This window comes from Microbulbifer variabilis, from assembly GCF_056232115.1.
Window position 1 is genome coordinate 3,792,050 of the sequence record NZ_CP174325.1, and the last position, 18,670, is coordinate 3,810,719.

General features: G+C 49.4%; 18 protein-coding genes. 8 read left to right on the plus strand and 10 right to left on the minus strand.

Annotated elements, in window-relative coordinates; all coding sequences use genetic code 11:
* Positions 1–2 precede the first annotated feature (2 nt).
* Together ACJJI7_RS16970 and ACJJI7_RS16975 are read left to right on the plus strand one after the other, a co-directional pair.
* Positions 3–1,124: an HlyD family secretion protein gene (locus ACJJI7_RS16970; protein ID WP_444901670.1), complete on the plus strand. Its 1,122-nt coding sequence runs from the start codon at positions 3–5 to the stop codon at positions 1,122–1,124.
* 103 nt (positions 1,125–1,227) lie between these two features.
* Entirely contained in the window at positions 1,228–2,628 is a 1,401-nt protein-coding gene (locus tag ACJJI7_RS16975; protein ID WP_475717089.1) for an efflux transporter outer membrane subunit, read from the plus strand.
* Between the two features lie 96 nt (positions 2,629–2,724).
* On the opposite strand, the gene ACJJI7_RS16980 is transcribed toward ACJJI7_RS16975, so the two are convergent.
* Positions 2,725–3,891, minus strand: coding sequence for an alpha-hydroxy acid oxidase (locus ACJJI7_RS16980; protein WP_282950725.1), 1,167 nt, complete (start codon positions 3,889–3,891; stop codon positions 2,725–2,727).
* A 144-nt stretch (positions 3,892–4,035) separates the two neighbouring features.
* Positions 4,036–4,992 (minus strand): ribonuclease Z, encoded by a 957-nt coding sequence (locus ACJJI7_RS16985; protein ID WP_444901668.1) that lies wholly within the window; start codon positions 4,990–4,992, stop codon positions 4,036–4,038.
* 188 nt (positions 4,993–5,180) lie between these two features.
* Between ACJJI7_RS16985 and ACJJI7_RS16990 the strand changes: the two genes are divergently transcribed.
* The 3 genes from ACJJI7_RS16990 (at position 5,181) to ACJJI7_RS17000 (ending at position 7,745) form a co-directional block, all read left to right on the plus strand.
* Positions 5,181–6,068 (plus strand): arylamine N-acetyltransferase family protein, encoded by an 888-nt coding sequence (locus ACJJI7_RS16990; protein ID WP_353375342.1) that lies wholly within the window; start codon positions 5,181–5,183, stop codon positions 6,066–6,068.
* On the plus strand, positions 6,065–6,685 hold the full coding sequence (locus ACJJI7_RS16995; protein WP_282950722.1) for a flavodoxin family protein: 621 nt from the start codon (positions 6,065–6,067) through the stop codon (positions 6,683–6,685). The genes ACJJI7_RS16990 and ACJJI7_RS16995 overlap by 4 nt, the downstream gene beginning before the upstream one ends.
* Before the next feature lie 451 nt (positions 6,686–7,136).
* Complete coding sequence (locus tag ACJJI7_RS17000; protein WP_083922847.1) at positions 7,137–7,745, plus strand: TMEM175 family protein; 609 nt, start codon at positions 7,137–7,139, stop codon at positions 7,743–7,745.
* Between the two features lie 38 nt (positions 7,746–7,783).
* On the opposite strand, the gene ACJJI7_RS17005 is transcribed toward ACJJI7_RS17000, so the two are convergent.
* From ACJJI7_RS17005 to ACJJI7_RS17030, 6 genes are all read right to left on the minus strand, one after another.
* On the minus strand, positions 7,784–8,224 hold the full coding sequence (locus ACJJI7_RS17005) for a GNAT family N-acetyltransferase (protein WP_444901667.1): 441 nt from the start codon (positions 8,222–8,224) through the stop codon (positions 7,784–7,786).
* Between the two features lies 1 nt (position 8,225).
* Positions 8,226–9,380 (minus strand): JmjC domain-containing protein, encoded by a 1,155-nt coding sequence (locus tag ACJJI7_RS17010; RefSeq protein WP_444901666.1) that lies wholly within the window; start codon positions 9,378–9,380, stop codon positions 8,226–8,228.
* 129 nt (positions 9,381–9,509) lie between these two features.
* Positions 9,510–10,883 (minus strand): adenylosuccinate lyase, encoded by a 1,374-nt coding sequence (gene purB, locus ACJJI7_RS17015; protein ID WP_282950720.1) that lies wholly within the window; start codon positions 10,881–10,883, stop codon positions 9,510–9,512.
* Positions 10,884–10,898: 15 nt separating this feature from the next.
* On the minus strand, positions 10,899–11,534 hold the full coding sequence (gene hflD, locus ACJJI7_RS17020; protein WP_020415256.1) for a high frequency lysogenization protein HflD: 636 nt from the start codon (positions 11,532–11,534) through the stop codon (positions 10,899–10,901).
* 9 nt (positions 11,535–11,543) lie between these two features.
* Positions 11,544–12,689, minus strand: a complete 1,146-nt coding sequence (gene mnmA / locus ACJJI7_RS17025) for a tRNA 2-thiouridine(34) synthase MnmA (protein WP_282953588.1) — start codon at positions 12,687–12,689, stop codon at positions 11,544–11,546.
* 97 nt (positions 12,690–12,786) lie between these two features.
* Positions 12,787–13,389 carry a pseudouridine synthase gene (locus ACJJI7_RS17030; RefSeq protein WP_282950719.1) on the minus strand — a complete coding sequence of 201 codons (603 nt, stop codon included), beginning with the start codon at positions 13,387–13,389 and terminating at the stop codon, positions 12,787–12,789.
* A gap of 149 nt (positions 13,390–13,538) precedes the next feature.
* Here ACJJI7_RS17030 and icd point away from each other — a divergent pair, with 149 nt between their 5' ends.
* On the plus strand, positions 13,539–14,789 hold the full coding sequence (icd, locus tag ACJJI7_RS17035; RefSeq protein ID WP_020415259.1) for an NADP-dependent isocitrate dehydrogenase: 1,251 nt from the start codon (positions 13,539–13,541) through the stop codon (positions 14,787–14,789).
* A gap of 106 nt (positions 14,790–14,895) precedes the next feature.
* On the opposite strand, the gene cspD is transcribed toward icd, so the two are convergent.
* Entirely contained in the window at positions 14,896–15,198 is a 303-nt protein-coding gene (gene cspD / locus ACJJI7_RS17040) for a cold shock domain-containing protein CspD (protein ID WP_020415260.1), read from the minus strand.
* Between the two features lie 280 nt (positions 15,199–15,478).
* Between cspD and clpS the strand changes: the two genes are divergently transcribed.
* Together clpS and clpA are read left to right on the plus strand one after the other, a co-directional pair.
* Positions 15,479–15,859 (plus strand): ATP-dependent Clp protease adapter ClpS, encoded by a 381-nt coding sequence (gene clpS, locus ACJJI7_RS17045; RefSeq protein WP_020415261.1) that lies wholly within the window; start codon positions 15,479–15,481, stop codon positions 15,857–15,859.
* 134 nt (positions 15,860–15,993) lie between these two features.
* On the plus strand, positions 15,994–18,273 hold the full coding sequence (gene clpA / locus ACJJI7_RS17050) for an ATP-dependent Clp protease ATP-binding subunit ClpA (protein ID WP_020415262.1): 2,280 nt from the start codon (positions 15,994–15,996) through the stop codon (positions 18,271–18,273).
* Between the two features lie 93 nt (positions 18,274–18,366).
* On the opposite strand, the gene infA is transcribed toward clpA, so the two are convergent.
* Positions 18,367–18,585 (minus strand): translation initiation factor IF-1, encoded by a 219-nt coding sequence (gene infA, locus ACJJI7_RS17055; RefSeq protein ID WP_010130378.1) that lies wholly within the window; start codon positions 18,583–18,585, stop codon positions 18,367–18,369.
* Between the last annotated feature and the right edge of the window lie 85 nt (positions 18,586–18,670).

The following is an 18,670-nucleotide window of genomic DNA, read 5'->3' on the forward strand; positions in this document are numbered from 1 at the left end:
GGGTGAAAAAGCATAGAAAATACATACTGACGGGAGGTATGGTTTTCCTTGCTCTATTTTCGTTGGTTCTCCAGTTCTGGAAATACGTTAATAATCCGTGGACAAGAGATGGGAAAGTCCAAGCGGATATAATTCAGGTTACTCCCAGAGTTTCTGGTCAAGTAGTAGAATTACCAATTCGAGATAACCAGTTTGTCAATGCAGGCGAGCTCCTATTCCAAATAGATCCAAGAATCTATGAGGCTGCCTTGGCGGAAGCCCGGGCTCAATATGAAGAGGCAATTGATACCTATAACGCACAAAGGGAAAATATTCTGGCTTATGAAGCCAGACTGCGGGAATCCTCTGCAGCAATAGACCTGGCTCAGAGTAATATCAATGCTCTGGATGCGGAAATCATGAAATCCAGAGCAGAGTTTGAGCGTCAACAGGAATTACTTCCTCAACGTGCCACTTCAGTGCGGTCCCTTCAGGCTGCGCAAGCTGATTATGAATCCTCTGTGGAGTATCGTGCGGGTGCAGAGGCCAGCCTCGCTGAGTCCTTAGCTGTTTTAGAGCAGTCACAGGCAGATTTGGCGAGAGTCCGGGCGCAACTTGGTGCTCTTGGAGCGGATAATCCAGGTGTGCGTGCAGCTCTTGCGATGGTGCGACAAGCTGAACTCAATCTTGAGTACACAACTGTTACTGCGCCAGTTTCAGGTTATGTAACAAATCTGGACTTTCGCTATGGTGATCAAGCTGTAGCGAACCAACCGGCACTATCAATAGTAGATGTTAGTACTTACCGAATAGAGGGCTATTTTCGAGAGACCTTTATCCGTCGAATTTCGCCAGGGGATAAGGCAATTGTAACATTGATGGCTTATCCCCATAGGCCCCTCAAGGGTTATGTAGAGAGTATTGGCTGGGGGATAGCGCAGGATGATGGAACTGCTGGTAATGACTTGCTGCCAAGGGTAAACCCAACATTTGAATGGATTCGTCTAGCACAGCGGATTCCTGTGAGAGTTCACTTAACGGAAAGGCCTGAGTCTGTTGATCTTCGTGTTGGGTTTACCAGTTCAGTGCTCATATTGAGCGATACTGCGAGCGCCGAACAAGATGAAGCGGCGCACTCTCCATAACTCCAGCTATATAAGCTCTATAGGCCAACGATTGGCTTTGGGCATTATTCATCTATTTATTGGCAGCGGCTGTATGCTGGGCCCAGACTATGTACCACCTCCCGTGACCATTGAGGATTCATGGGTTTACCAAAATGATAAACGCCTAGATATCCTGGAGGCGGTCAATCCCTTTTGGTGGCAATCGGCTTTCTCTGACCCGGTACTGGATGAGCTTGTAGCCCAAGCAATAGAAAATAATCTGGAGTTAAGATCTGCTGCTCTCAGGGCACTGCAAGCGCAACAGCTTTTGGCTATCGCAATTGGAGATCAATATCCACAAATACAGCAAATTGAAGGGCTTGTGGATCGTTCAAAATACGTTCGCTCGGGAATAACTGGAAACCTACAAAGTGAATATTATCTTAACTTTAATTTAACTTGGGAATTGGATATGTGGGGGCAGCTGAGGCGTTTGGTGAACTCGGCTGCAGCGGATCTTGAAGCTAGTATGGCTGAATATGATGGGCTACTCATTTCTATCATTGCGCAAGTAGCTCAGACATATATCAATATACGCACCGTCAAGCGTCGAATTGAAGTAGCAAGAGAAAATATTCGTATACAGAGAGAAGGTTTAAGAATTGCGGAAGTGAAATTTCAAGCAGGTGAAGTTAGTGCATTGGATGCTGAACAAGCACAAACTTTACTGAGTAATACAGAAGCTACTGTTCCCGGATTGGAAATTATTCTCCAGCAACTAAAAAATACCTTGGCAATACTGCTTGGTATGCCTCCGCATAGTCTGAACGATATACTTTCCGTATCGCCAACGGTACCTCATGTACCCGCAATCACAGCTATTGGTATGCCTCAAGATCTCTTAAGGCAGCGCCCGGATATCCGACAGGCAGAGCGCCTACTTGCTGCTCAGGGGGAACTGATTGGGGTTGCGAGAGCTGAGCTTTACCCAAACTTTTCGATTGGGGGGTTGATCGGAGCGATCGATATCAGAGGGGGGCAGCTTAATGGTAGTAGCGATGCATGGGATATATTTTTGGAATTTGATTGGAATATCTTTAATTATGGACGACTGCGTAATAATGTCCGCTTACAGGATGCAACCTTCCAACAGCTTGTTTCAGACTACCAACAAGTTGTTTTACAAGCGCAGGTGGATGTAGAAAATGCAATAGTTGCTTATCTTAAATCACAAGAGCAACAGGTTTTCTATGAAACGGCTGCTCAGGCATCGAGGGAATCTGTAGACCTCTCATTTACACAATATATAGGTGGAGAAATAGAATTTAATACGGTCATTACAACCTTGGTTTCCAACCTTAATCAGCAGGATATACTTGTTGTCGCACAGGGTGCAGTGGCAACAAGTCTGGTGCAGGTATATTTGTCTCTTGGGGGAGGGTGGCAAATAAATGATGGACTTATGCCTTTAGAATTACTACCAGAGGAAACTATAGAGGATATGCTTAGACGTACTCATTACTGGGATAAGCTTTTAGATTAACTCATTACTATTAATCCAGATTCAGTTGTTTGATTATTCAATTGAGAATGGGCTCACTAACTTTAAAATATAAGATATGTATTCTTGATTATTAATTTAGAAATTTTTAAGCTTGGCTTTTCCGGGTAGTTCTGAGATTTTTTTTGCTCCGACCTGTTGCATTATCTGTGTTAGCTGTGCTTTCAATAGGTAAATTGCATGATCTGCTCCCTCTTTACCTAGTGCACAAACACTGTACATAAAAAAACGACCCAGAAAGCTGAATTGTGCTCCAAGAGAAAGGGCACTTGCTACATCTGCGCCCGACCTAAGCCCACTGTCTATAAGAAGTGGAATCTTACTCTGGTATGTCGTTTTAAGCTCCTGAACTAAGGGTAATGTAGCTTCTCCTTGGTCTAGTTGACGTGCGCCATGATTCGAAATAATCACTCCATCGGCACCTAATGCGATTGCTTTATCAACATCGGGTTTGCTCATAATACCTTTGATGATTAGTTTGTGTGGCCAACGATCTCGAATACTTTTTAAACTGTCAAAATCCAGTGGCCCCATAGTAGCTGTATTCATAAACTCAGTGAGTTCCAATTTCTTGCTCTCTTTGCTCATATATGGAGTAAGGTTCTTGAACTGGGGCAGCCCGTGCACGAGAGTGGCTAAACTCCAATGAGGCCGGATGGCTGCTTGATAGATGTTTTTTAGTGTAAGCTTTGGAGGCATAGCAAGACCATTGTAGAAGTCCCGCGGCCTTAAACCGAAGGTGGGTACATCAACGGTAATTGCTAGATTTTGATATTGAGCTCTCTCCAAGCGCTTGAGAAGATCGGTTAGGATGGAAGGTTCAGTGGGATTATATAGTTGGTACCACGCCATTCCCTGGGTTACTTCCGCTATGCGTTCTAGTGATTCAGAGGATACGGTACTGAGAATGTAAGGAATTTCATGTCTATAGGCAGCATCTGCCAGTATGACAGGAGCATCTGGCCACATTAGTCCCTGGAGACCTACGGGTGCAATTCCAAATGGTGCGCTGTAATGGTAATCAAACAGTTTGCAGCTTATATCCGGCTCAGTCGGCCGCTTGATGTATTGCGGTGTGAATTCGACAGATTTAAAGGGAATTCGATTTCGGCTAAGGCCTATATCATCCATACAGCCTTCAGTGAGGTAGTCATAGGCAAACTTCGGAATTTTCTTTTTAGCTTTCTTCCTTAATCTTTGGCTGCTTGCGAAGTGCCGATTAAATAGTTCATTGATTTGTACCATTTGGTATTTCCTGCCCGGTTATTTCCTTCAGGTTAGCAGTTGAAGTGTGAAGTATTAGTTCTTATTGAATTGCAGGAATCTTGGAGAGTATTAATTGTATCCAGGCTTCCTGTTCTGCTTTCGGTGAAAACATAGAGCATAACTTTAAATGTGCGACCTCAGTTTTCCAGTTTTATCTAACTCGAACCGTTTAAAGTCAGAAGCTAGCTGTAGATTGCCTCTGTATACAGATTGAGCTTCGAGGTATATGTCATTAATTGAGGGAGTTATATCAGCTCTTGATTGGTATCGCGGACTGAAATGGGTCAAAATCAGGTTGGGTACAGTTGCTTGCTCTGCAAAAGATGCCACCTGCTTGGCACAGCTGTGTCCGACCTTTACAGCTTTTTCAGCCATATCATCAGTAAAAGTAGACTCATGAACGAGAAGGTCACACTCTACGCAGGCTTTTTTTAACAATTCTGGGCTGTCATTATCTCCACAGATCACAATTTTTCTTGGCTTTTGCTTTCGGTGAAGAAACTCTGTAGAAGAGTATTCCCGGCCATTATAGATAATATTAATTCCGGCTCTCAGTTTGCCCCATAAGGGCCCTTGGGGGATGCCTGCTAGACACAATTTTTCGATATCTAAGGAAGCCCGTATTTTTCTCTCGGTAAAACTGTAAGCGTACGAGGGCACCCTGTGGGAAAGTTTAGTCAGGGAAATCATAAACTGTCCTTGGTCCAAGGTAGGTAATTTCTCCGAAGGAAAAAAATTCAACTCAAATGGTAGGTAGAGTTCAGTGCATGCCTGCGTAGATATAAGCCAGTCACGTATAGCCTTTGGTGCTACTACAGTCAGTGGTTTAGCTCTGCCTTGCATCCCCGCACTTGCCAATAGTCCTGGTAGTCCATAGCAATGATCACCATGGACATGGGTGATGAAAATTGCGCTTAGAGAGTTTAAGGACAGGGGAGTATGAAGGATTTGATGTTGAGTTCCCTCACCGCAGTCGATCAGGTACCAGCTTTTACCTTGACTTTCTATTAATGCGACAGCGCTTACGTTTCTGTCCTTTGTGGGAGTACCGGACGATGTACCCAAAAACAATAGTTCCAATGAGCATTTACCTCTGTTGTTGCCCCCCCAATCATACACACGATGTCAAGTCGGGAAGAGGGAATCATAGTTAGTATATTTGGCGATATCACAGTAACCAAGAAGCTGGGTAATCGGTGTTGACCTAAAGTAAAGTTGAGGTATTAAACTACTTTGCAAAATTGATTGGCAAAGAGGAAATGAGACAAATGACCGCAGAAACACAAAGAATCAACTTGCGAGGTTACTTGGAGCGTATCGGCTATAACCGCATGCCTGCTGTTGATTTACCGACGCTCAAGGGTCTCTTATCCCATCATGTGCGGACAATTCCTTTTGAGAATGTGACATCTTTTTTAGGGGGGGCAGTAGATATTGAAATTTCCGCTATCGAGGATAAGCTCGTACGCCACTTGAGGGGGGGATACTGTTTCGAGCAGAATGCTCTCTTGCGCGCTGCTTTGCAGCAGATAGGCTTTGCAGTTATCGGCCTTGCCGCGCGTGTCCTTTGGCAAACCCCAGTGGGACATCAACCTGCACAATCACACATGATACTGTTGGTAGAAGTAGATGAAGTCCCTTACTTGTTGGATGCAGGGTTTGGCAGTAATACACTCACTGCGCCGATGCGTTTGGATTCCACAGATCTCCAGACTACTCCCCACGGCACTTATCGTTTGACCCGAACAGATAATAGAGATTACCTGTTACAGGTAAAGGTCGAGGGGGTTTGGCAAGCTATGTATAGCTTTGATTTGAGTCCCCGTACGGCTGGTGATTATAAAATCGCCAATTGGTATTGCTGCACCCACCCGGAATCCCGCTTTGTAGAACACTTGATTGCAGCGCGGGCATTTTCCGAGGGGCGACATGCTTTGATCAATCGTCAATTGAGCTACCAGCCGATTATTGGCCCCAAAAGCGTAATAATGCTCGCCAATGTTAAGGAGCTTCGCCGAACTTTGTTGGATGTATTTGGTATTGAGGTGCCGACAGGTGCCGAAGTTGATCGGAGGCTGGCCAGTATTTTTCAGGGGCAGTCTTTCCATCAAGGTACAAAAAACGTCGGTGCAACAATCAGCAGAGTAGCCTCATGATTAAGGTGGGAGTTGTTTACCATTCAGTTTGCGGCACTACCAAGGCACTCGCAGAAGCTGTTGTAAAGGGGGTTAATAATCTAACCGGGTGTGAGGGGATAGCCTTGGCTGTTGAGGGACAGCATATACGGGCAGGGCGCTTCGATAACCAAAGAATAATGGCTCAGTTGGACGAGTGTGAGGCGATTGTGCTGGGTTCGCCAACTTTTATGGGGAATGTTTCAGCGCAATTTAAGTCATTTATAGATGCTGCCAGTGATCGTTACAGTGAGCTTAAATGGGCGGACAAGTTGGCTGCGGGATTTACTATTGGCAGCAACTACAGTGGAGATCAGCTTAATACCATCCAGGCCCTGCAGATATTTTCCTCCCAAATGGGAATGCTCTGGGTCCCTCTCGATATCTTACCTAGTCGGGATATACAGGGGAGAAATCGAGGTGGTTGCCAGTTGGGTTTGATTGCCGTAGAGGAGAGTGGGGGTGGTATTCATGAGCTGGATCGGCTAACTGCAGTATATTTGGGAGAGCGGGTCGGGCGTGTTGTCTCTAGAGGAAATTATACCGCCAGTATTTCTACGGTCGCTACCCTGCAAAGAGAGGAGGTGGAGAGAGTTTAGAGCCAATTAATTTGGCAGTCTTCTCCTGGGAGTAGTGCTTGAATTTTGGCTACTTGTTACTCATCTATCGACCTACCAAGTGCGAAGGGTTCGTAAATACCTGTGGCGCCATATGCAATTGCAAGTGAACAGCAACCTTTCGCTGCGGGATGCTTCTCCCGCAGCGAAAGGGCTGGGAATCGATTGACCCACCAATAGCATTAGCATCAAGTCTTTTATCTTTTGAATACAGCTTGGGGACTGCATATTTAGCCAACAGTAAATGTAAAAACTATACACTTACAAAGTCGTTATCATATATTTTAACTAATTAATTTAAAGATCCGAGTATTCGGTAATCAGAAGGTAAGGTTGAAGTTATATAGCGAACAAAGGGCGACTATTTGCGCTAGCAGCGGCTAAAAGAAGGGTTTGGACTTAACTTAGTAATAGCTAGCTTTGCGCGATAGAAATGATGCAACACAAGTCCTTTTTGTCTAGTCGTATCAATGCACTCAGTGATGGCGTTTTTGCTATCGCCATGACTCTGCTGGTGTTTAACATTCAAATTCCTGACTTGGTAGATATTAAGCCGGGCGAGGATTTTCAAACCAAAATGCAGCAACAGATTCCTCATATATTTTCCTGGCTATTGAGTGTTGCAATCCTTTGTCGTTTATGGCTCAACCACAATCACTTGATGGCTGATCATGAGTCTAAGTCTGTGGGCTTTACCAGCCTTAACTTTCTATTACTTGGTGCGGTTGCTTTTATTCCTTTTCCATCGGCTTTGTTGGGAGAGTATCCAGATCAAGCCTGGTCGGTAATTTTATTGTCCATCAGTTACGCAGTTGCTGCGCTGGCAATTGCAGGAATGTGGTTTATTGCTCCAAATAGAGCGAGTGTGAGTGGGAAAAGGGTGCTATTAGTGAGCATGGTCATGTTGCTGACCAGCATTTTGGCATGTCTCTTAACAATCTTTAATCCCTATTGGGGATTGGCGCTTTGGATAACGTACGTTGTGGGTATAGCTCCATTAGCTTACCTAATGGAGCGTTATGTCTTTGTCGAGGCTGATTAGTCTCTGATGGGAAAGGCCTGTACAGTGTAATACTACGGTTAACTCTTTTGTAAGGGGCAGCCGAACTCTTGCAACATTTTAATATGAGGGATTCCGGCTTCATAAAAAACAGGCCCCTCCGTTGTAAAGCCAGCTTTAGCATAAAAGCCTTTGGCATGTTGTTGGGCGTGAAGGTAGACTTTGCGATAACCATGCTGTTTAGCATGATTACAGATTGCTATTAGTAGTTGAGCACCGAGTCCCAGGCCACGGGCAGCTTTGCTAATCGCCATGCGGCCAATCTTACCATCTGTTGTCAACCGACCAGTGCCAACTGGAATGCCTGTACGAAAAACCAGGAAGTGTTGTGCGCTTTCTTCTTGATCATCCCACTCCAATTCCATGGGAACATTTTGTTCTAGCACAAATACGGCTTCTCGAATTGCCCGAATTCTCTCCCTTTCACTATTCCATTCAGCTGGGCGAATGAGAGTGTCCATTTCAGAAGTCCTCAGGTGGATAGATCAATGTGCCCTGTGCAACCAGTTGATCGAGAAGGCCGCTGACTTCGGCTATTTCCGGGAAAGCTTCGATATCATTCCAGGTTACTTCATGGGAGTCAGCGAACTGTTCGGCAAATACCAGTGGGCAGGGGAAGGCCTCACCATCAACAAACAAAGTGGCTGGTTCGCGGCAAAAGGCAGCGCGGGAGGCGGGGTTTAATACCAGTTGTACTCCCTTGGGCATCTGCTCGCGCCAATCTACTGCGTCATCTGCATCCAATGCCACTGTGTCCGGGTATTTTGCTTCAGTCATAACCGCGCCAAACCACTGGGCGATTTTTTCCGGTTGCTGCAGCCACTCGCCGAGCTGTTGTTGCAGGCGGGCAACAGAGGCGGGATCAATTTCCGCTGGGTTTTTCGCCACTTCAGCACCGGCATCGGTGTAGCGCTGGCTGTCCGGTAAATCCATAGCGATTTCAGCGGCGAAATCTTCGAGGATCGCGGCGGCGGAAGGGGCGCGGAAACCAATGGAGATTGTGGTGCATCCGCCTTCGGCTATTCCCCAGTGGCTGTATTGGGGCGGCAAGTAAAGCATATCGCCGGGCTCTAGTACCCAGCTGTTTTCTGCTTCGAATTCTTTCAGGATATTGAGGGACGTTCCTTCAAGGCGAGGATTGCTTTCATCCACCTTGGGGCCTTGTTGCCACAAACGCTTGCCTTCGGCCTGGAGAAGAAACACATCGTAGTGATCGTAGTGGGGACCAACGCTGCCCTTATCGGCGGCGTAACTGATCATCACATCATCCAGGCGCCAGTCGGGGATAAAGCGGAAGAAATCTTTCAGTTCAGCAATTTCTGACATCCACTGATCGACAGCTTGTACCAGCAGGGTCCAGTGGGTTTTAGGGAGGGAAAGAAAATCTTCTTCAGTGAATGGACCTGTGCGCAGCTCCCAGGGACTGCTCTTGCCATTCTCCAATACCAAGCGAGATTCGACCGCTTCCTCCAGGGCCATACCTGCGAGTTCTTCCCCGGAAATGGGCGACTCAAAATTGGCGAAAGCATTGCGTATCAGCAGGGGTTTCTGCTGCCAATAGTCACGCATAAAAACTTCGATGGGCATGTCGCCAAGATGGGTAAGGGGGCTGGCCACGGTAACTCTCACTGTCAGAAGGCTGGGGTTTGTGTCTGGATATTCTGAGGCTCGGAAACTATCCAGCGTACTGTTGTATTTTTTAAAAGATGACCAGCCGCACCAGGTGCGGCTGGTAGCCGGACTCGTTTAAATTTTACGAGCCTGTTCCACGGCGTTACCGATATAGGATGCCGGAGTCATTTCCAGCAGATCGCTCTTGGCCTCTGCGGGAATCTCCAGGTTCTCGATAAATACTTTCAGGGTTTCACGGGTGATACCCTGGCCACGGGTGAGGGCCTTCAGTTTCTCGTAAGGCTCTTCAATGTTGTAGCGACGCATAACCGTTTGGATCGGCTCTGCCAATACTTCCCATGAATTATCCAGGTCTTCCGCCAGGCGCTCGCGGTTGATTTCCAGTTTGCTCAGGCCTTTCATGGTGGCGGCATAGGCAATGGCGGAATAGCCCGCACCCACCCCCATATTGCGCAGTACGGTGGAGTCTGTCAGGTCGCGCTGCCAGCGGGATACTGGAAGTTTGGCTGCCAGGTGCTGGAATACGGCGTTGGCGATACCCAGGTTGCCTTCGGAGTTTTCGAAGTCAATGGGGTTAACTTTGTGCGGCATGGTGGAGGAGCCAACTTCACCGGCAACGACTTTTTGCTTGAAGTAACCCAGGGAGATATAGCCCCACACATCGCGGTCAAAATCGATCAGGATGGTGTTAAAGCGGGCAACAGCGTCGAACAGCTCAGCAATGTAGTCGTGGGGCTCGATCTGGGTGGTGTAGGGGTTCCAGGTAAGGCCCAGGGAAGAAATGAATTCTTCAGCATTTTGCTCCCAATCAATATTGGGATAGGCGGACAGGTGAGCGTTGTAATTACCTACCGCGCCGTTAATTTTACCCAGTAGCGGTACCGCTTTAATCTGTGCTACCTGGCGGCGCAAGCGCGCGGCCACGTTGGCAAGTTCTTTACCAACAGTAGACGGGCTGGCTGTCTGGCCGTGAGTACGGGACAGCATGGGTACGTCGGCAAAGTCCTGGGCCAGGTCTACGATAGCGTCAATCAGGGCTTCCATCGCAGGCAACATGACGTTGTCGCGACCGGCGCGAAGCATCAGGGCGTGGGACAGGTTGTTGATGTCCTCAGAGGTGCAGGCAAAGTGTACGAATTCGCTCACTGTTGCCAGCTGGGCATTGCTGCTGATTTTATCCTTGAGGAAGTATTCAACCGCTTTTACATCGTGGTTGGTGGTGCGCTCGATTTCCTTGATGCGCTCAGCATCTTCCAGGGAGAAGTCGGCCACAATGCTATCGAGCAGCATGTTGGCAGCTTCGTCAAACTGCTCAACTTCGGCGATCTCTTTATGTGCGGAAAGTTTTTGCAGCCAGCGTACTTCCACTTCAACGCGGGCGCGGATCAGGCCGTATTCACTGAAAATTTCACGCAGGGGGGCAGTCTTGCTCTCGTAGCGACCATCAATTGGGGATACCGCTGTGAGTGCGGAAAGCTCAACTGTCATAGTAAATCTCCGGGATTAGTGTTCTATAGATTCGATATGTGCGATCCATTCGTCGGTCGCACGCAAAAGCTTTTTGCGTTGGAACAACAGGTGCAGGCGACGCCCACCCAGCTGTCGCCATAGTGTCGCCGAGCGAACACCGGCAAACAGCATTGAGCGAATTTGATTGGCGATACGTTGCTGTTGCAGGTAGTTAAAATCGCCGAGAACCTGAATACGAAAGCGGAAGGTGCCGAGGGTGTCACTATAGGTGCTGGCCAGATTGGAAAAGATATTTTCGTGCGTCAGTGAAAAGTGTTCGGCTTGACCCTTGGCTTTCTCCAGGCGGCTGCCGATAACGGAAAGCAGGTCCTTTTTCTTGCTCAATTGTCGTTGCAAGTAGAGGACGGAGAGTGTGTAGCGCAGGCAATCTGTGTACTCGGGATGTTGCCGGGACTGCAATATTTGTTTGGAGACCTTAAGGCCGGGCAGCAGGTGCTTTGCCCCTGCAAAAATATCCTCAGTGCGGTCGGGGTTAATCTGGAAGAGGCTGTACACCCCCGTTTCCAGTTGCGCCTGGGGCGCCGTGCCAGTTTTGGCAAGGCGCTCCACCAGAGTTGCGGATTGAAAAATTCCGGCCAGTGCCAATGCCTGATCCCGCCAGTTATTCAAAATTGCTCCTTAGTGCTTCTTGTATTTTTCCAGTATGGCGGAGCCGATGCCTGTGGCTCGCTCAATAACCGCGCCACCGAGGCAAACCTCGCCATCATACAGTACCAGGGATTGGCCTGGCGTGATGGCACGCTGTGGCTCATCAAACGCTACGACCAAGCTCCCATTTTCCTGTACATGCACTGTGCAGTCCTGGTCTGGTTGGCGGTAGCGGGTTTTAGCCTGGCAGCGGAATGTTTCACCTGGTGCGGCTGCGTTAATCCAGTGCGTCTGGCTAGCCTCTAAGCCAGTTGCGTATAGCAGGGGATGATGTGCGCCTTGTGCGACAATTAATACATTGCGCTCCAGGTCCTTACCCACAACATACCAGGGTTCTTCACCGGCGCCTTTTACGCCGCCGATACCCAGGCCTTGGCGCTGGCCAATGGTGTGGTACATCAGGCCCGCATGACGCCCCATTGTTTCACCTTCCGGCGTTTCCATATCCCCGGGTTGTGCGGGCAGATATTGCTCAAGAAAGTCCTTGAAGCGACGCTCACCGATAAAACAGATACCGGTGCTGTCCTTTTTATTGTGAGTAATAAAGCCATTTTCCTCGGCAATACGTCGGACTTCCGGTTTCTCCAGCTCCCCCAGCGGAAAAAGGGAGCGGGCAAACTCTTCTTCTCCAACGGCGTGCAGGAAATAGCTTTGATCCTTATTGCCATCGAGTCCTTTGAGTAGATAGGTGCGGCCATCTATATCACGGCGGCGAGTGTAGTGCCCGGTAGCAATCGCATCAGCCCCGAGAACCTCGGCATATTCAAGGAAAACCTTAAATTTGATCTCCCGGTTACAAAGGATATCCGGGTTGGGGGTGCGTCCTTCTTTATACTCTGCCAGGAAATATTCGAATACGTGGTCCCAGTACTCTGCGGCAAAGTTAGCGGTATGTAATTTGATACCAAGCTTTTCACAGACTGCCTGGGCATCCGCCAGGTCAGCCTTGGCGGTGCAGTATTCTGTGCCGTCATCTTCATCCCAGTTTTTCATGAACAGGCCTTCCACCTGGTAGCCCTGCTGGATCAGCAGGTGTGCGGCTACAGAGGAATCCACACCGCCGGACATACCGACGATGATGCGCTTTGGCTGTTTGTTGAGGGTGGAATCAGGCATAAGAAGAACAGTCACTACTTCACTGGCATGAAAGGGGGGCGAATTTTACCTGCGAACGCCCCATTTGACCAAGACCGCTTTGATCTTCCGTTATAGATTATCGCTTTCGGCGCGGTCGATTGCGGTTGAGTGCTGGTTTTGTTCGGGGTTTGGGGGCGCCAAAAACCTCTTCTGTTCGATACTCGCCAGGCTTTAATGAGTCGAGCTTCCAGCGGCCTATCGCCACCCGGATTAGCCGCAGGGTAGGGAAGCCGACCGCTGCAGTCATCCGCCTTACCTGGCGATTCCGCCCCTCGGAAATAGTCAGCTCCAGCCAGCTGGTTGGAATCGACTTGCGTTCGCGAATTGGCGGTGTGCGGGGCCAGGGCTCCCTATCAGGCAGGCGCCTGGCCTTGGCCGGTGCGGTTCGGCCATCCTTCAGGTCTACCCCTTGCCTGAGCATATAAAGAGCATCATCAGTAATTTCACCCTCCACCTGGGCCCAATAGGTCTTGGGCATCTTCCGCTTGGGGTGGCTGATTTGATGTTGTAGCGCTCCATCATCAGTCAGCAGTAGTAAACCTTCAGAATCGTAGTCCAGGCGGCCCGCCGCATAGAATCCCTTGTGCTGGATATAGTTAGCCAGAGTGGCGCGATCCTGATCATCTGTAAATTGGCTTAATACGCCAAAAGGCTTGTTGAGGAGAATAATCTTTGCCATAAGAAAAATTGAGTATTGTAATCCAACTACAAAAATTAACCGAGGCTGCTATAATCCCGCCGTTTTTTATCCCCGCCCAATGGTCCCGGGGGAGCGGTGCAAGCAACGCTGGACCTAAAAAGTCATAGAATTTTGGGAGTTTACGCAATATGGGTCATATCCAAGTGCCGGCAGACGGCGAAAAAGTTACAGTCAATTCCGACGGTTCGCTGAATGTTCCGAATCGCCCGGTTATTCCTTTCATCGAGGGTGACGGCATCGGTGTGGATATCACCCCGGTAATGCGCAAGGTGATCGACGCGTCTGTAGAAAAAGCTTTCGGCGGCGAAAAGAAAATCGAGTGGATGGAAATCTACTGCGGTGAGAAAGCGGCAGAGACTTACGCTGGCGACTGGTTCCCGGCTGAAACCCTCGAAGCGATCAAAGACTACGTTGTTAGCATTAAAGGCCCTCTGACCACTCCAGTAGGTGGAGGTTTCCGTTCCCTGAACGTTGCCCTGCGTCAGGAGCTGGATCTGTACGTATGTCAGCGCCCGGTGCGCTGGTTCAGCGGTGTACCTTCTCCGGTTAAAGAGCCGAACAAGGTAGACATGGTTATCTTCCGTGAAAACTCCGAAGATATCTACGCTGGTATCGAGTGGAAAGCTGACACTGACGAAGCTAAGAAAGTTATCAAGTTCCTGCAGGACGAGATGGGTGTTAAGAAGATCCGTTTCCCTGAGAACTGTGGTATCGGTGTTAAGCCGGTTTCTGCAGAAGGTACCAAGCGTCTCGTGCGCAAGGCTATCCAGTACGCTGTGGACCAGGATCGCGATTCTGTAACCCTGGTACACAAAGGCAACATCATGAAGTTCACCGAAGGTGCCTTCGCTGATTGGGGTTACGAGCTGGCTCGCGACGAGTTTGGCGCTCAGCCGCTGGACGGCGGCCCCTGGCACAGCTTCAAGAATCCGAAGACTGGCAAGGAAATCGTTGTTAAGGACGTAATTGCTGACGCTATGCTGCAGCAGATCCTGCTGCGCCCGGCGGAGTATGACGTAATTGCTACCCTGAACCTGAACGGCGACTACTTGTCTGACGCACTGGCTGCACAGGTTGGTGGTATCGGTATCGCTCCGGGCGCAAACCTGTCCGACGACGTTGCCCTGTTCGAAGCAACCCACGGTACTGCGCCCAAGTACGCTGGCCAGGACAAGGTTAACCCGGGCTCCCTGATTCTTTCCGCTGAGATGATGCTGCGTCACCTGGGCTGGAACGAAGCTGCTGACTTAGTAATCAAAGGTATGGAAGGTGCTATCGAAGCCAAAACCGTAACCTACGATTTCGAGCGTCTGATGGACGGTGCTGAGCTGAAGTCCTGTTCTGCGTTTGGTGACGAAGTTATCAAGCACATGGCATAAGGTGCCAAATTGGATGCCGGGCTGTGAGGCTCGGCTCCGATAGTAAAAAGGCCCTTCACTGTGCTGTGAAGGGCCTTTTTTTGCGTGCGAACTTGCCGCAATAAGGCTAGTCGAGAGCCTCCGCTTCCTTTTCTCTCGCGCTCTCGGCATAGGCCGGTTCGGAGTTTGGAATGGAAGGTTTGCTGGCAGTGGGCATATCGCCCGAGGGCACAGTAGAAATATTGGCGGCGTGGTAGCCTTTATCGCCCCTGACGATATCAAAGGTGACTTGCTGACCAGCTTTCAGGGTTCGGTAGCCTTCCATCTGAATGGCGGAATAGTGCGCGAACAGATCCTCCCCTCCTTCATCTGCAAGAATAAACCCATATCCCTTTGCGTTGTTGAACCACTTCACGGTACCGGTAGGCATAACGAATTCCCTCTAATTGCCTGAGTGACCAGTTGGCCACCTTACAGAGTTTTTATATTTATTTGACCTGCGGATTAATCGACTGCGATCCTATCTGCGATTAACGGCTGTGAACGTGCAGGCACTAACTCTTGTAGTCAACTGGTATGGGAATGTCAAGAAACGCAGGTGGACTCTGTGATGTCTCTGTGTCGTTGGTCAAATAAGGTTACAATGGCAGGTTGTTGATGGTTGCGCAGGTTGCAACATCGAGGCTTTAAAAAATTCATTGATAATTGTTATGAGTATTCCGCAGATCATTACACTAAGCTCCGATATGTCAGAGGGAGACAGTTACGACTTGGAGGATTCCGATGGCGGGCTTGCACTGGAGGAGGCGCCACCCAAGTTAAAGCAGCCTCCCATGTATAAGGTCATTATGCTCAACGATGACTACACCCCCATGGACTTTGTTGTAGAGACTTTGGAACTGTTTTTTTCAGTCAACCGGGAGCGCGCCACGCAGTTGATGCTGCAAGTACACACGCGGGGAAAAGCAGTGTGCGGTGTCTATACTCGGGATATAGCGGAGACAAAGGCCGCGCAGGTCAATCAATTCGCCCAGGAGAATGAGCACCCCCTGTTATGCGAAATTGAGGCGGATGAAAGTAAAGAAGATTGATCTTGAATAGAGCTGCTTTTAAACAAGGGTCCCGTCACCTGAAGGGAATCAGCCAGGATATAGACGCCGGCAAAGGGTGCGCGCCTACCAGCGGAGTCGGCGGGAAATATTGGCGATTAGGGTTTGAGGTTTAGATGCTCAGCAAGGACTTAGAGGTAACGCTTAATCTGGCGTTCAAGGGTGCGCGCGCTAAACGGCACGAATTCATGACCGTAGAGCACCTATTGCTGGCGCTTTTGGACAATGAATCTGCGGCTGATGTGTTGCATGCCTGTGGAGCCGATCTAAGCGCGTTGCGACGTGAGTTGCTGGAGTTCGTAGACTCCACAACGCCATTAATCCCAGAGGCTGATACAGACCGTGAGACTCAGCCCACACTCGGGTTCCAGAGGGTCCTGCAAAGGGCCGTTTTCCATGTCCAGTCATCCGGTAAAAAGGAAGTCACAGGGGCTAATGTCCTCGTTGCTATTTTTTGTGAGCAGGAAAGTCAGGCTGTTTACTATCTGAAACAGCAGAGTGTTGCTCGTATTGATGTGGTGAATTACATCACCCATGGCATTTCCCGCGTAGGATCCAGTGGTAATAATCACCACCATGGCTCCGATACGACGCCTGAACAGGTTGATGAAGAGATCAGCGGGGGTGCAGAGCCAGGTGGCTCCGATCCACTGGAAAGTTATGCGACCAACCTGAACCAAGAGGCTATCCTCGGCCGCATTGACCCCCTGGTAGGGCGTGGGCCCGAAGTGGAACGGGTAACCCAGGTTCTGGCCAGGCGCCGCAAAAACAATCCGCTGCTTGTTGGTGAGTCTGGTGTTGGTAAGACCGCCATTGCTGAGGGGCTTGCTCGCCGTATAGTGGACGAAGATATTCCTGAACCGCTCAAAGACAGCACTATTTATTCCCTTGATCTTGGCTCCCTTCTGGCCGGGACAAAATACCGGGGAGATTTTGAAAAGCGCTTTAAAGCATTGTTGGCTGAATTAAAAAAGCGCGAGCACGCAGTACTGTTTATTGACGAAATTCACACGATTATCGGTGCGGGTGCGGCTTCCGGTGGAGTGATGGATGCCTCCAATCTGCTTAAGCCACTGCTTTCCAGTGGCCAGCTGCGCTGTATAGGCTCAACGACATTTACTGAGTACCGTGGGATTTTCGAAAAAGATCGGGCACTTTCCAGGCGCTTCCAGAAAATTGATGTCAGTGAGCCTTCGGTTGAAGAAACCATCCAAATCCTGCAGGGGTTACGGAGTTGTTTCGAAGACCACCACAAGGTGCGTTTTACCGATGCGGCCCTGGATGCCGCGGCACAGCTTTCCAGTCGCCATATCACCGAGCGATTCCTGCCGGATAAAGCAATTGACGTTATTGATGAGGCCGGCGCCTACCAATCCCTGCTACCTGCGGAGACTCGGAAGGAAGTAATTGGAGTTGGTGAAATTGAGTCCGTGATTGCGAAAATGGCCCGGATTCCAGCCAAGAGCGTATCGGCATCGGATAAGGAACAGTTATCCAAATTGGACGACAACCTGAAGATGGTTGTGTTTGGCCAGGATAGTGCCATTGAGGCGCTGAGTACGGCGATCAAGCTTAGCAGGGCGGGTCTCGGTGCGGAGGAGAAGCCCATAGGTTCCTTCCTCTTCTCTGGCCCAACCGGTGTCGGGAAGACTGAGCTGTGTCGCCAGTTGGCTAAAGTGATGGGAATCGAGTTGATTCGTTTCGATATGTCCGAGTATATGGAGCGCCATACGGTTTCCCGTCTGATTGGTGCTCCGCCGGGCTATGTCGGTTTTGATCAGGGCGGACTGCTGACTGATTCTGTGACCAAGCATCCCCACAGTGTTGTGTTACTGGATGAAATTGAGAAAGCACATCCAGAGGTGTTTAACCTGTTATTGCAGGTGATGGATCACGGTACTCTGACTGACAATAACGGCCGCAAGGCTGATTTCCGCAACGTTATTCTCATCATGACCACCAATGCAGGTGCTGAGCTGATGAGTCGGCGTTCTATTGGCTTTTCAAATCAGGATCACTCCACCGACGGCATGGAGGAGATCAAGAAAATGTTCACGCCGGAATTCCGCAATCGCTTGGATAGCATTATCCAGTTCGGGTCATTGCCGCTGGATGTGGTGAAGACGGTGGTGGACAAGTTTATTGTTGAGCTGCAGGCGCAACTTGATGATTCCCGCGTAACCTTGGCTGTAGATGATGAGGCCCGCGAGTGGCTGGCAATTCGTGGTTATGATGAAAAAATGGGTGCGCGTCCAATGTCGCGCCTGATTCGTGACAAGCTGCGCAAGCCCCTGGCCGAAGCTGTGTTGTTCGGTGAATTGGCAGAAGAGGGTGGGCGTGTTGCGGTCACTATCGAGGGTGATGAGCTGGCGATAAAAACTGCGGTTCCAGCCTGACTTTACCTCAGGTTCAACCGAAAAAAGCCACCTTGCGGTGGCTTTTTTTTGTCTGGACAAGCGGCCCTTAAGGCACTTCCCCAGGCGAGCAGTTTAACGGGCGCGGTAGGTAATGCGGCCCTTGCTCAGGTCGTAAGGGGTGAGTTCCACCTTGACCTTATCGCCAGTGAGGATACGAATGTAGTTTTTGCGCATTTTTCCAGAGATGTGCGCAATTACCACGTGTCCGTTTTCCAGCTTTACGCGGAAAGTGGTATTTGGCAGGGTGTCAATCACCTCGCCTTCCATTTCAATATAATCGTCTTTTGCCATGCGGCAGCAACCTTCAAATAACTTGATCAGACCATTTACCCCGGTGGCGCTTTGGCCTAGCCGCGGCTTGACGGGCGAGCATTTT

Coding starts and splice junctions, on each gene's coding strand:
- ACJJI7_RS17030 (WP_282950719.1), bottom strand. CDS start 13,389: ATGGCAAAGATTATTCTCCTCAACAAGCCTTTTGGCGTATTAAGCCAA.
- cspD (WP_020415260.1), bottom strand. CDS start 15,198: ATGCCTACCGGTACCGTGAAGTGGTTCAACAACGCAAAGGGATATGGG.
- ACJJI7_RS16990 (WP_353375342.1), top strand. CDS start 5,181: ATGACCGCAGAAACACAAAGAATCAACTTGCGAGGTTACTTGGAGCGT.
- clpA (WP_020415262.1), top strand. CDS start 15,994: ATGCTCAGCAAGGACTTAGAGGTAACGCTTAATCTGGCGTTCAAGGGT.
- icd (WP_020415259.1), top strand. CDS start 13,539: ATGGGTCATATCCAAGTGCCGGCAGACGGCGAAAAAGTTACAGTCAAT.
- purB (WP_282950720.1), bottom strand. CDS start 10,883: ATGACAGTTGAGCTTTCCGCACTCACAGCGGTATCCCCAATTGATGGT.
- infA (WP_010130378.1), bottom strand. CDS start 18,585: ATGGCAAAAGACGATTATATTGAAATGGAAGGCGAGGTGATTGACACC.
- ACJJI7_RS16995 (WP_282950722.1), top strand. CDS start 6,065: ATGATTAAGGTGGGAGTTGTTTACCATTCAGTTTGCGGCACTACCAAG.
- ACJJI7_RS16980 (WP_282950725.1), bottom strand. CDS start 3,891: ATGGTACAAATCAATGAACTATTTAATCGGCACTTCGCAAGCAGCCAA.
- mnmA (WP_282953588.1), bottom strand. CDS start 12,689: ATGCCTGATTCCACCCTCAACAAACAGCCAAAGCGCATCATCGTCGGT.
- clpS (WP_020415261.1), top strand. CDS start 15,479: ATGAGTATTCCGCAGATCATTACACTAAGCTCCGATATGTCAGAGGGA.
- ACJJI7_RS17005 (WP_444901667.1), bottom strand. CDS start 8,224: ATGGACACTCTCATTCGCCCAGCTGAATGGAATAGTGAAAGGGAGAGA.
- ACJJI7_RS17000 (WP_083922847.1), top strand. CDS start 7,137: ATGATGCAACACAAGTCCTTTTTGTCTAGTCGTATCAATGCACTCAGT.